This window comes from Paraburkholderia sp. J63, from assembly GCF_905220245.1.
Lineage (GTDB): Bacteria > Pseudomonadota > Gammaproteobacteria > Burkholderiales > Burkholderiaceae > Paraburkholderia.
On the sequence record NZ_CAJMZF010000006.1, the window covers coordinates 269932 to 281330 of the forward strand.

Here is an 11399-nt window from a genome sequence, read left to right on the forward strand (position 1 = left end):
ATTCGTGGTCACGGTACGAATCATGGTGAGTCAGGCATGTTGATCGAGCACCGCGTGTACACCCTCGCGCCGGGTACAGAAGCATCGTTCTGGGACGCTCAGCACGAGCGCGGCGAGCATGGGCTGCGTCCCATTCTTGACCGGTTGATCGGTACGTATGCCGCGCGCAGCGGCGCGACCGACCAGATCGTGAGCCTGTATCGCTACGACAGCTTCGAAGACTGGCAGACGCGCCTGTTCGGCCTGTACCGGCAGGCGGAGCTTCAACCGTATTTTCGTGCGGTCAGGCCGCTCATCAGACACCAGGAGAGCCGGCTTCTCGCACCCGCGCCGCTGTCCGAACTGACACCTCTGTGGAGCAACAGCGGTCGCGACTGGCTACCCGCGCATGGGCCTGTTTTCACCTCGTCGCGAGCCAGTAGCGTGATGGATGAATTGACGCTGACCTTTGCCGCGGGCGGTGTTCCGGCATGCTGGGAAGCGATGGCGCGGCACGGCCTGACCGACGACGCCGTCGTCATGACCGGCTTGTGTGCGGGGTTCAGCACCATTGTCGGCACGCTCAATCAGGTCTTGCTGTACTGGCAATATCCCGATCTCGAAGCCTCTTTGCTTCAGCGCACTCACCTGCGGGAGTCGGCTCGCTGGAACGACTTTCTGCGCGAACTCGCCCCGGTCGACGTCCACGCCGAAAGCCGGCTGCTTGCACCGTCCAGAGTGGTGGATATGTCGCCGCTATACGCACAGCGCTGAATGCAGGCTGCGCCTTCGGGCGCTTTCCCCTCAACCGGAATGCAGAGCCGACGAAGCGCCATCATAGTTAGTAATACGAATAATGTAGGCGGGGCAAGCAAAGATTTTTCATGATGTAACCAACACTCCGGCTGGCAGGTCGTGGGCTTGCACGCATGCCATCGGTGTTTCTAGAACCTTCCTGAACAGGTGCCAATGATGGAAATCAGAACGATGACGGACGAGCAGAGAAAGGCTATCGCGCTCGAGTATTTCAAACGAATGGACCGAGGCGGAAACCTCTTCGAACTCTTCGACGACCACGCGGAAGTGTATTTCCCGAAGTGGGGCGTTGCACGCGGCAAGCCGGAAATCGAGCGGCTCTTTGCCGATTTGATGGGTATCTTGTCCGAAGTGTCGCATGACGCGTCGAGCATCAACTTCATTCAGCAGGGCGATCTCGTCGTGGCGGAGGGGACGTCGAGCGGCAGGACCCGAGACGGTACCGCCTGGCGCGCTGGCGTCACCCATGCAGGACGCTGGTGCGACGTCTTCGAGATCCGCGATTTCAGGATTCAACGCTGTTACGTCTACCTCGATCCCGACTATGGCGGTGCCGATACGATGCGCTATCCGTGGCTCGGCTCCGATCGTCCGATTCGTTTCTGACGCGCCCGATTTATATTCCAAAAAAAGAACAAGCCGCACTCGATGCGGCAGGTCATGGAGACAGTAGATGTCACGAAAAAAATTCGTAGTACAGAGTTTATCGATGTGCGCGATAAGTATCGCGCTGAACGGTTCTGCACACGCACAAGGCAGTGTCACGCTGTTCGGTGTCCTGGATGGAGGCCTGCTCTATACGAACAAGACACTGAATCCGGCAACGGGAGCCAATGCGGGCAAGCAGTTCTCCGTGATCGATGGCGGCTCCTACTATTCGCAGTTTGGCCTCGTGGGGACGGAGGATCTCGGCGGCGGATACAAGGCCAAATTTCGCCTTGTCAGCGGGCTCAATATTGCAAACGGTGGGCTGCTTCACTGCAACGGCAATCTGTTTGGGTGCGAGGCCTGGGTGGGTGTCGACGGTCCGCCTGGCGAGATCAAGCTGGGCCTGCAGTTTTCGCCGTTCTTCCTCGCCGTGTACGATTCCGATCCACGTAGTCTTTCGCTATTCGGCAGCGGTGCGATACCACTCGTGGACAATGTTCTGGGAACGGGCATTTTCAACGCCAATGCGATTTCCTATACCAGTCCCGTACTGGGCGGCCTTCAGGCTAGCGCGCTGTTTGCGTTCGGCGGAGAGCCGGGCAACTTTCAGGCCGGGCGGCAATACGCTCTCCGCCTCAAGTACGGGTTGGGCGGGCTGACCGTCAACGCGGCGATCTACGACGGTAACAGCGGCGGCACGGCGCAAACGCCTGTCCCCACGACCGTGCAATATGAAGGCCGGATGTTCGGCGTGGGCTATCAGTTTGGATCGCTAACCGTAAAGGGTTCGTTCGTCAACTACAAGGTTGCGGGGTCGTTCAACGCCAACGTCTACGGCGGCGGTGCCACCTGGTACATCACTCCGGCGTTAGATATCAATGGCGGCGTCTGGGTGACGAGCGATCGAAACCATACGACGAATCACTCGGTGCTTGGCGCGCTGGGGACCGACTATTTATTGTCGAAGCGGACCACGCTCTATGCTCAGGTTGGCATCGTGAACAATCACGGCGCCATGAATACGGGATTATCGATGATCGGCGCTCTCTACGAAGTAACGGGAACCTCGGTCGGTACTGTTGTTGGCATCCGGCATACGTTCTAGCCAGAACAGTCCATGGTTATTTCAAGGGGAAGCAAAACGTGCAGATTATGGCTCTGATGTGGTGGACGACTCCCTCAACCCAGCGAGGGGTTTATGCCAAAATGGAGAAGTCGTGACCTCCACGGCAAAGGAGCGTTCATCATGAACATAGCGACTGTTGGACTGGACCTGGCCAAGAGCGTGCTGCAGATTCACGCAGTGGATTCGCAAGGCCAAATCGTTGTACGCAAACAGCTCAGACGCGCGGACGTACTTCGGTATTTCGCCACGCTGCAACCGTGCGTAATCGGCATGGAAGCGTGCGCCTCGTCGCACTACTGGGGCCGCGAGCTCGCAAAGCTCGGACACACCGTTCGACTGATCGCCCCGCAGTTCGTCCGGCCTTACGTAAAGAGTAACAAGACCGACGCGGTCGACGCCGAAGCAATCTGCGAGGCAATAACGCGACCGAACATGCGTTTTGTACCGCTCAAGACGCAGGCGCAACAGACAGTGCTGTCGCTGCATCGCACACGCGCCGGCCTGGTCAAGTCACGCACAGCACTTGCCAACCAGATCCGTGGGCTTCCTGGCGAGTTCGGTATCGTGCTGCCACAGGGCGGCCATCCGGCTGCTTGGCCAACGGGCCATGGCGGCTCTTTCCATTCGTGACGGTGAGCATTCTGAGCCGTTCCGGGCCTTAATCCAGATGCTCGTCGAGCACTTGCGCGAACTTGGCGACAAGGTGGCGGGTTCTGTCGCAACAAAACGGTCAGATATGCTGAGGTCATGAAAACAGAGGCGACCGGGACGATGATCAACGGGATGAACGCAGCGCTCAGGCGGGTGCTGAAGCGCTTGCACTATCCGCTGGATGTGATGTTGCTGTGCGTTCGCTGGTACGTCGCCTACCCACTGAGCCTGCGAAATCTTGAAGAGATGATGTCGGAGCGAGGGCTGTCGGTGGATCATTCGACTGTGCACCGATGGGCGCTGAAGTTGCTGCCGGTGATGGAGAAGCTCTTTTGGCGACGCAAGCGCCCGGTAGGCAAGAGCTGGCGCATGGACGAAACGTACATCAAGGTCAACGGCCAGTGGCGATACCTGTACCGGGCCGTGGACAAGGATGGCAACACCGTCGACTTCCTGTTGCGGGCTTACCGTGACAAGGTTGCAGCACGGAGGTACTTCGAGAAGGCGATCCGGCGTAACGGCGAGCCCGCGACGGTGACGATCGACAAGAGCGGATCGAACCTTGCGGCGCTTGAGGACATCAACTCAGCACGGGAGCACCGCATCAAGGTTCGTCAGGCAAAGTACCTGAACAACATCGTGGAGCAGGATCACCGCGCGATCAAACGTCGAACGCGACCGATGATGGGATTCAAGAATTTCCGTTGTGCGCGCATTCTGCTCGGAGGTATCGAGCTGATGCACATGATCGACAAAGGACAGATGCAGGATGGCTGCATGAGCCAGACACCCGCCGAGCAATTTTACTTGCTGGCGAAATGAGGAATCCTGTCAATCTAGGAAGACTCCAAAAAAATGCGCCTTATCGCGACAGAACCCGTCGGCGGAGGCATTTCTCTGAGAACACCAGAAGCTGTCTGCGGTGATCAAGCGCCGACGTAAGCCTGGCACGCCGGTTCGAGCACGAAGTCGGAGCGATGTTTGCGCACGGAATAGAGGAGACTAATGACCATATTTAGCGTCTCCTCAATACTGTCAAGGGTGTCAGACCAGGCCAGTGCGCGGCGCTCCGCCGTCAGTTCTTCCGCCATATCGCCATAGTTGCGCAGGCGACCGGTCAGTACGCCTTGATAGTCCAGCAGACGATTGCATTCGACGCTAGCGTCCAGGAGCTCCGCGTAGGCCATCCTTGCCCTAGCAGCATCGTAACCTTCTACACCTATGACCACGACATGTTTGACCGCATCCGCCAGTTTGCTGATGGCATCGCATGCGGCGCTAATCGCCTCGATGAGCGCCTTGATTGGCCGGATTTCCATTGTCATGCCCTCGCGCCGTCGCTCTAGGTTGCGAGTCCGCAACCACTCATCTCATGACGATAGGACGGAACGGGGGCAGTCAAGGGAAGATTTTCGGCGCGATGGTTTCCGTGCCGCTGCCTTGACGATGTCACGTCCGGCAAGGAGGCGGAGAGGGCCGCGAGGGTACCCGGACGGAGAGGCCTTGCGCGGGTCCGAGCGTTGAATGACTGGCGAGCGTATTTTACGCCTCGTGAACCGCAATTTTTTATATCGGCTAACGCCGTCGCGAGTTACCAAGGCGAACATGGAGGGTTGACAGATGAACGCCTGGACTGACGCGAAGCTCAGAAACTGCGCTTTCATCTCGCCGGAGTTGAGGATTGCGAGTTCACTGGCATCGGGCAAGCCGACGGGTTCAGCGGAGGGCGGCCCGCGGGACCGCATCCGGCGATTTCGAAATCGCGAAGTTTAATTGCTAAATAGACACCTTATGAAAAGGATACTTATATTGCGAGGTTGTAGAATTGATCAGCGACGGACAGATACCAGCGTACACAGGTCAGGATCACGTCCAGCGGATAGTGCAGGCGTTTGAGCACTCGGGCCACCGCCGGATTCAACGTCTTCATCGAGCTTTCAGTTTCCTGCCTTTCCGCACATCATAGCGGAACGCCTTACTGCAACACAGAACCCATCCGTTCGACTTCGATCAGTGAGCGATTCGGCCTGCCGGGAATCTCAGGCCAGCGTCCCGGCACACGCGTCGAATTCGCGCGTCCACTGTTCACGCCAGGCGGCGCGCGCCGCGTCGTCGATCCACGCTCCGTCGATGCCGTTGAGCATGAAGGCACGAAGATCGTCGATGCCGAAGGCGAAGTGACTGAACATCAGCTCCCAGGCTTCGCTCGGCGTGACTTTGTGTAGCGTCGGATCGTCGGTGTTTGGATGCAGCTTGAGGCCAAGCGCCCGCATCCGGCGGATCGGGTGGCGGTCGGCCCATTGATCGGCGGGCAAGGTGCGCAGGTAGTACGAATTGGTCGGGACTACGGTGAATACGATGCCGGACTCCGCGTAGCGCGCGGCCAGTTCGGGATTGTCCACGATCGTATAGCCGTGATCGACCCGATCGACCTTCAGCAGTTCGACCGCTGTCTCCACGTTGCGCCACGGCATGCCGAACTCGCCCGCATGCGCGGTGGTCCGGAACCCCGCCGCGCGCGCGTTCCGGTAGGCTTTCCAGAACAGCTCGGGTGGCCGGTCGTTCTCGCGATAGTCGATGCCTAGCCCCGCCACCTCTTCGGCGCGGTGCTGTTTCATCCATTCCACCAGCGCCACGGCCTCGTCCGGATCGGCTTCGCGGTCGATGCTCGGGATGAGCCGCGCCGAGACGCCGAAGTCGCGCGCGGCGTCGCGAATCGCCGTTACGATTGCCGCCTGTGCATCGCCGTAGGCGATCCCGGAGACGCGGACGGTGCCTGTGGGGTTCCAGAAGAACTCGGCGTGACGCACGTTGTGCGCGGCGACGTCCTCGAGATATTCATAGGCGATCCGGTGCAGGTCGCCGGGCTCCAGGAGCAGATGCTCGTCGAGCGCGCGCAGCACGCGCAATACGCCGACCGGTTTTTCTCCACGCGTATAGAACGCATCGATCTCCTCGCGCGCGATGGGCGCTCCGCGCTTCGCGGCGAGGTCGAGGAAGGTTTCGTAACGGACCGCGCCGAGCAGATGGCAGTGCAGTTCGACTTTCGGAATCGCCCGGAAGAAAGCCCGGTGGGCCGGCGTGATGGTGATGCCCGTGCGGGAAGCGGGCACGTTGCCTGGTGTTTCGTTCATGTTCTTGATGAGTTGCGATGATGCGGATTCAATGCGGCTTGACGACGGTCCAGAAGTAATAGCCGAGCGGAACGGCCAGCACGGCGAGGCCCCACGGCACCTCGCGCACGCGTCCGGCCAGCAGCTTCACGAGCACGTAGACGAGCAGGCCGCCGGCAATGCCCGTGCCGAAGCTGTTCGACATCAGCGTGAGCAGCACCATGAAAAGCACGGGTACGGCGTCGGTAAAGTCGCTGAGCTGCGCATGGCGGATCGTGCTGAACATCGAAAGTCCGATCAGGATCAGCGCGGGGGCCGTAGCTTCCTTCGGAATACTGAGCGCTACCGGAACGAGCAGAAGGGTCATCGCGAACATCGCGGCGGCCGCAAGCGAGGACAGGCCGCTGCGGCCACCCGCCTCGGCGCCCGCCGCCGATTCGACGAGCGCGGTCAGTGCCGGAATGCCGAGCACCGGGCCGAGCATCGCCGCAATCGAATCGACGAGGAACGGCCGGTTGATATTGGGCAGGTTGCCTTGCTCGTCCAGCAGGTTCGCCTTGGCGCCCACCGCGAGCGTCGTGCCGAGCGTCGAGAAGAACTCGGAGGCAAAGAATGCGAACAGATAGGGCAGGGCAGCCGCAGTCAGCGCACCGCGAATGTCGAGCTTGAAGGACACCGGCATGATGTCGTGCGGCAGCGCGATCGGAGAGGCCGGCACATGCGTGACGCCGAGCGGCACGCCCACTGCCGCGGCGATCAGGATGGCCCAGAGAATCGCGCCCGGCACGCGGCGCCCCTGCAGCACGACGGCGGCCGCGAGACCGGTCAGCGCCACGAGCGTGCCGGGACGAGAAAAGTCCCCAAGCGCGAGCGCGTTGGTTTTCGCGTTCGCGACGACCATGCCCGCGTTGCGGAACCCCAGCACGGCGATAAAGAGGCCGATCGATGCACCCAGGCTCAGCTTGATCTGCGTGGGAATCAGCCGCACCACGAGACTGCGGGCGCCGAGCAGCGTGAGGACGAGAAACAGCGCGCCCGACACGAAGGCGATGCCGAGCCCCGTTTCCCAGGCGACGTGTTCGGTCGCCGCGAGCGTGACGCCGACGATCACCGAACCGCCGATGCCGGGCCCCACCATGAAGGGCAGATTGGTGTAGAGCCCCATGAAAACGGTGCCGAGCACGAACACGACGATGGTCGACGTCGTGGCCGCGCCGCGGTCCATGCCGCCGGCCGCGAGCAGCGACGGGATCACGACGAGCAGGTAGGCGGCGGCGAGAAACGACGTGATGCCGGCGAGCACCTCGATTCTGGGCGTCGTGTTGCGCGCGCGCAGCGCGAAACGCCGGTCGAGCCAGCCGCCGCCCGGCTGCGCGCTTGCTTCGCGCTCCGGCGGCGCACCGACGTCACGCGGTACGAAAGAGTCCTTGTTCATCGAATGTTTTCTCCTCTTGAGATTCAACCTTATACTGCGGCGCATCGCGTCCTTCCAGCGTCTTTCCGGCGCTCCGCCATGTCCAACCGCTCGTCCCCGCTGCCCGCGCTCACGCTCAGGCAGATCCAGTATTTCGTAGTGCTCGCGCATGCGGGCAGCTTTACGCAGGCCGCCCGCGAACTCGCGCTGACCCAGCCGGCGCTGACCGCGGCGATCCGCCAGATCGAGAACCTGCTCGGCGGCCCGCTGTTCGCGCGCTCGGCCCATCGCCTGACGTTGACCGAAGCCGGCTCGAGCGTGCTGCCGCTCGCCGAACGGCTGCTGAACAACGCGCGCGGCACCTTCGACGACATGACGAGCACCTTTGCCGAACACGCCCAAACCGTGCGCATCGGGCTGATTCCGTCGGTTGCAGGCCGCCTCATGCGGGCCCTGACGACGCTCGGCGAGCGGGACCCGTCCTTGCGTTTCGTTGTTCAGGACCTTCCCAACAGCGCGCTGCTCGAAGCCATTCGCGAAGGCCGCGCCGATCTGGGCGTCGGCGTGCACGAACCGGAAGTCGTCGACACCGACGACATGCTGCAATATCAACCGCTCTTCGAAGACGAGATCGTGGTCGTCGTGCGGCGCGACGATGCCCTGGCCAGGCGCCGGTCGGTGGACTGGAGCCGGCTGATCGACCGCCCGCTGGCCGTATTCGTGCGCGGCAGCGTGAGCGACGCGCTGCGACGCACCGGCATGGCCGAGAATCTGCGCCTGACCGTGAGCTACCGCATGGAGTACACCGAATCGCTCTATGCACTGGTGCGCAACGGTCTCGCGGTCGCGGTGCTGCCGAGCCTCTACACGATGCATCTGCACGATCCGGAACTCATTGCGATACGGCTCGACAAGCCGCGTGTCACGCGCGCCATCGCCCTGATCTCGCTGGCGGCCGCCGACCGCGGGCCGCACGTGCGAACCTGCCACGAGTGGATTGCCGCGAACTTCTGAGCGCCACTATACGGATTCGCAGAATAAAAAATAATTTTGTTTTTTTATGGGTTCGAAGATTGAATCTATAGAGGGGTGTTCCGTCTGGCACGGCACGCCTGGGCACCGGGCGGCAACCGCTAGAATAAAATTAATCTATAGACGGATAAGAATAATAAGTTTTTGTTTTTCTTCCGGCCTGCATACACTGCGGACAAATCGACGATTCGGTGGCCGGCAATCCGCATGGTCCCCCGAAGCAGGCAAGCGGTGCGCGCGCATTGGAGAAATAAAGTAGGTGTCCTGTTCAAATGGCGTTTCATACCATCGGCGCGCGCTTTCGATCCGGTTCGACCAAAGCCAAATCACACCAAAATGGGGATCTCTTGTATGAAAAAGTGGCTTTTCTGCGCCGCCGTGCTGGGCGCGTCCAGTGCCGCCTACGCGCAAAGCAGTGTGACGCTGTACGGTCGCATCGATACGGGACTGCAATATCAAACCGGCATGCCGCAAGGCAACGCATTCACCATGGAGAGCGGCAACTGGGACTCGCCGCGCTTCGGCATGATGGGCACGGAAGACATCGGCGGCGCAACGAAGGTGGTGTTCAAGCTGGAGGCCGGCTTCAATTCGCTGAACGGCGGCATCGGCAGCACGCTGTTCAGCCGCGAGGCGACGGTTGGCTTGGCCAATGACACCTGGGGTACGTTCAAGGTCGGCAATATGGGTGCCTATGAGCTTCAGCAGGACAGTTTCGACCTCGACCCGCAGTTGATGATGCTCTACGGCATCCAGACGCTCGTGCGCGGCCGTAACTGGTCGACGGCGTCGAACGGCCTCGAATACGCGTCGCCGCTGCTCGGCGGTCTGCGCGTCAAGGGGCAGTACGACCTGACGAACAGCACGACCTGGAATGCCGGCAATCCGGGCAGCGGTCCTGGGCAACTGGGCGGTGCGCAAGGGCGCTCCGGCGGCATCGAGTTGACCTACGACACCGCCAGCGCGCACCTGATGGCGATCTACGACGAGATCCGCGACAGCAACGGGCAGTTCGACAACGTCTACGTGAACTCGCGCTCGATCATGGCGGGCGGTACATACAGGATCGGAGCGGTGACGCTCTACGGCGGCTACCAGTTGCTCGACGCGCCGCAGGCTTCGAACGAGGGCTATTTCGGTGACGGCGCGCCCACCTCGCTGCCGGCGGGTACGTCGCCGCCGACCCAGGCTTCGCAGGAGTGGTTGGGCGCGCGCTGGTACGCCACGGCAGCGACCTCGTTGGGCGCCGCCGTATATCACACCAACGCGAATCACGGCAACGGCAACGCCACCCTTTACACGTTGACGGCGACGTACTCGGTTTCCAAACGCACGACGTTCTATTCGGAAGTGGCGACCGTGCGCAACAGCGCGACCTCGAACATCGGGCTTGGCGACGGGTATAGCGATCCTTATGGCGCAAACGGCGTCGACGATTCGGCGAGCGCGACGACGAACACGCGTACCAATCCGAATTTTGGCGGGTCGCAGACGGGTGTGTTCGCGGGGGTGGTTACGCGGTTTTAATCGCGTGTTCCAGATTTGCGCGTAGTGACATGGTGGGAGCCGCCGGGGTTTGATTCGCGGCTCTTTCTGTTTCGGGCTTTTCTTGTTCGCACCATTTACCACGAGGCTGGCGCGATGCCGCTCGCGTAAAGCCGCGTCACGCATCCTCGACCATCTGCATGCGATCGATCGCGGCTGCCATGAGGGCGCGCGCGATGCCGTCGAGCCGCTGATCCACCAACAAGGTCGCCAGCCCGTGCACGTAGGCCCCATGCCGCCGTCATCGCGATGGCCTGCGCGGTGTCGATAGGGGGACCGGGGCGGCGCAGGCAGCGGGGTCCGTGACCTCGTCGAATACGCCCGCGAGCGCGCGCGCCGACACCTGCCGCGCGCACGAGCGAGGGCCGCTCTTGATCGAGCAGCTCGTTGCGCGACATAAGCCGGAAAGGATCCGGATGGCCAGCCGCGAAGTCGACATAGCCCTGCGCCGCAGCTTGCCCGGCTTGATTCTGATGTGATGGACGACTCCCGCAACCCAGCGAACACTCAGAATGATGATCTCCCGATCAAAAGACGTCCACCGAACAACTCATCCAGACTCTCCAGCTTGCTCATTGCGGGTCGTCAGTTCGTTTTGCTCCGACAACGCTAACCGGTTCGCCGTCCCTATTTGCACCAGAGCGTTCTGAGCGAAGCCTACGTACCGGACGTGGTGTCGTCGAAGAAATTCAGCAGATCCATGACGGTTTTCTTGCTGACGCGCAGTTCCGGGCCGAAGCGGTAGTTCACCACGCATCCGTCGAACACCAGCACGAGAAATTCGACGAAGCGTCGGCGCCGCGCAGCGTCAGCGCGCAGGCCCGGCATGGCCGACTTGATCAGCAGATCGAGCCGCTGCATGAGCCAGGTGACAAGGCTCCAGTCGTGCTCGTCCGAGACTGCCGTGGAGAGTGCCTGGATCAGGTTGTTACTGAACCCGTTGTCGGCCGCGGGCAACTCGCGCAGGAGGCCGTCAAGCAGAACGCGCAACTGCTCGCGCGGCTGCTGCGCAGCGCTCACGCGGGCTTCGAGCAGCGCGACCTGGGCCTCCAGCCACACTTTATAGACGCTGAAA

The 11399-nt window shown here is 61.4% G+C and carries 10 protein-coding genes and 2 pseudogenes; 7 read left to right on the plus strand and 5 right to left on the minus strand.

Annotated features, from left to right (window positions below; translation table 11 throughout):
- Positions 1-36: 36 nt before the first annotated feature.
- The 5 genes and pseudogenes from U5775_RS09810 to U5775_RS09830 all read left to right on the plus strand — a co-directional run bounded on the left by U5775_RS09810 (position 37) and on the right by U5775_RS09830 (position 4042).
- Complete coding sequence (locus U5775_RS09810) at positions 37-753, plus strand: NIPSNAP family protein (protein ID WP_322057927.1); 717 nt, start codon at positions 37-39, stop codon at positions 751-753.
- Positions 754-951: 198 nt separating this feature from the next.
- Positions 952-1401: a nuclear transport factor 2 family protein gene (locus U5775_RS09815; protein ID WP_322057954.1), complete on the plus strand. Its 450-nt coding sequence runs from the start codon at positions 952-954 to the stop codon at positions 1399-1401.
- Positions 1402-1504: 103 nt separating this feature from the next.
- On the plus strand, positions 1505-2548 hold the full coding sequence (locus U5775_RS09820) for a porin (protein WP_415913546.1): 1044 nt from the start codon (positions 1505-1507) through the stop codon (positions 2546-2548).
- A 141-nt stretch (positions 2549-2689) separates the two neighbouring features.
- Positions 2690-3148: pseudogene (locus tag U5775_RS09825) on the plus strand (IS110 family transposase); the annotation flags it as partial.
- A gap of 204 nt (positions 3149-3352) precedes the next feature.
- Complete coding sequence (locus U5775_RS09830; RefSeq protein ID WP_415913547.1) at positions 3353-4042, plus strand: IS6 family transposase; 690 nt, start codon at positions 3353-3355, stop codon at positions 4040-4042.
- A gap of 104 nt (positions 4043-4146) precedes the next feature.
- On the opposite strand, the gene U5775_RS09835 is transcribed toward U5775_RS09830, so the two are convergent.
- The 4 genes and pseudogenes from U5775_RS09835 to U5775_RS09850 all read right to left on the minus strand — a co-directional run bounded on the left by U5775_RS09835 (position 4147) and on the right by U5775_RS09850 (position 7768).
- A complete protein-coding gene (locus U5775_RS09835; protein ID WP_322057929.1) occupies positions 4147-4545 on the minus strand; it encodes a hypothetical protein in 399 nt (132 codons plus the stop codon).
- A gap of 512 nt (positions 4546-5057) precedes the next feature.
- Positions 5058-5150: pseudogene (locus U5775_RS09840) on the minus strand (IS6 family transposase); the annotation flags it as partial.
- Between the two features lie 109 nt (positions 5151-5259).
- Positions 5260-6354: an adenosine deaminase gene (gene add / locus U5775_RS09845; RefSeq protein WP_322057930.1), complete on the minus strand. Its 1095-nt coding sequence runs from the start codon at positions 6352-6354 to the stop codon at positions 5260-5262.
- A 28-nt stretch (positions 6355-6382) separates the two neighbouring features.
- A complete protein-coding gene (locus tag U5775_RS09850; RefSeq protein WP_322057931.1) occupies positions 6383-7768 on the minus strand; it encodes an NCS2 family permease in 1386 nt (461 codons plus the stop codon).
- A gap of 78 nt (positions 7769-7846) precedes the next feature.
- Here U5775_RS09850 and U5775_RS09855 point away from each other — a divergent pair, with 78 nt between their 5' ends.
- Complete coding sequence (locus U5775_RS09855; protein WP_322057932.1) at positions 7847-8761, plus strand: LysR family transcriptional regulator; 915 nt, start codon at positions 7847-7849, stop codon at positions 8759-8761.
- Positions 8762-9130: 369 nt separating this feature from the next.
- A complete protein-coding gene (locus U5775_RS09860) occupies positions 9131-10306 on the plus strand; it encodes a porin (RefSeq protein ID WP_322057933.1) in 1176 nt (391 codons plus the stop codon).
- A 675-nt stretch (positions 10307-10981) separates the two neighbouring features.
- Here U5775_RS09860 and U5775_RS09865 read toward each other — a convergent pair.
- The coding region (locus tag U5775_RS09865; protein ID WP_322057934.1) for a hypothetical protein at positions 10982-11399 on the minus strand (418 nt) is incomplete at its 5' end.